At 68.8% G+C, this 941-nt stretch carries 1 protein-coding gene and 1 pseudogene; both read right to left on the bottom strand.

Annotated features, from left to right (window positions below; translation table 11 throughout):
* Positions 1-75: 75 nt before the first annotated feature.
* Positions 76-273, bottom strand: a pseudogene (locus ACRX5W_RS11430) (prolyl aminopeptidase); the annotation flags it as partial.
* Positions 274-289: 16 nt separating this feature from the next.
* A complete protein-coding gene (locus ACRX5W_RS11425) occupies positions 290-727 on the bottom strand; it encodes a hypothetical protein (protein ID WP_436787910.1) in 438 nt (145 codons plus the stop codon).
* Positions 728-941 lie beyond the last annotated feature (214 nt).

The following is a 941-nucleotide window of genomic DNA, read 5'->3' as shown; positions in this document are numbered from 1 at the left end:
GGGACCCGGTCATTCCGGGTCCCGCGAACACGCATCAATGGCCAGGCGGACGGGGCCATCAGCCGCGCCTTGACGTCATGGAGTTCGGGCGAACCGGTCGAGGGCCTCGACGATGTGCGTGTGGGTGCCGGACCCGCCTTTGTGCCCGGCGTCGTTGACGACTTCGAGGCGGGCGTCCGGCCCCTGGGCGAGTTCCCAGGCCGTGTCGAGGGGGCTGGAGAGGTCGAGGCGGCCATGTACCAGGACGCCGGGGATGCCCGTCAAGCGGCGGGCGTTGCAAACCCGTGAATCAGCAGAGCCCCAGTGCCTCGACGAGCAGGTCGGACACGTCGACGCGCAGGCCCGGGAACTCGGGGTCCAGCCGCCAGATCGGGGCGAGTGCCGGGTGATCAGGCATGGCTACCCCGTTGAGGCCGTAGGTCGTGCCCTCGGCGGTGGTCACGGTGGCGACCGGCTGGTCCTTACCGCCCTCACAGCCCAGCGTTGCCGAGTCGACGGTGAGCGGCCAGATTCGGCCGGTCGCCTCGTAGCCGTCCCGGGTGACCTCGGTCTGTTTGGGGCCGTCGTCGCCTGCGCTCATCGCGAAGCCCAGGAAGACAGCGACCAGGAAGGCGATAATTCCGGCGGTCCATGCTGCGGTCTGTGATCGCCGTCGTGGCGGTGGCTGCGGAATGCTCGGCGGGTACTGCTGCATGTACGGCTCGTACTGGTACGGCTGTTGACTCATCCCCACCCCCACGGTCGGTGGGCGGCATCATGCCACGGGTAGCCGATAGACGAGGCTGTGTCGCGAGACTGGGATGCGGATGGCCGCAGTCGTCATCGAGCAGCCCGCTGCCGTACGGCTCGATCGGCGCGTACAGCTCGCGCATGTCCCCCATCTCCGACGAGACCGGGACCGAACCCCGGTGAACCGCGTCGCACAAAACCGCGTCGCACCA

This window comes from Yinghuangia sp. YIM S10712, assembly GCF_051388935.1.
In the GTDB taxonomy this organism is placed as follows: domain Bacteria; phylum Actinomycetota; class Actinomycetes; order Streptomycetales; family Streptomycetaceae; genus Yinghuangia.
This window is presented reverse-complemented; position numbering and strand designations above follow the sequence as displayed.

What these genes read in the sequence shown, in the direction of transcription:
- ACRX5W_RS11425 (WP_436787910.1), bottom strand. Translation starts at nt 727, where the DNA reads ATGAGTCAACAGCCGTACCAGTACGAGCCGTACATGCAGCAGTACCCG.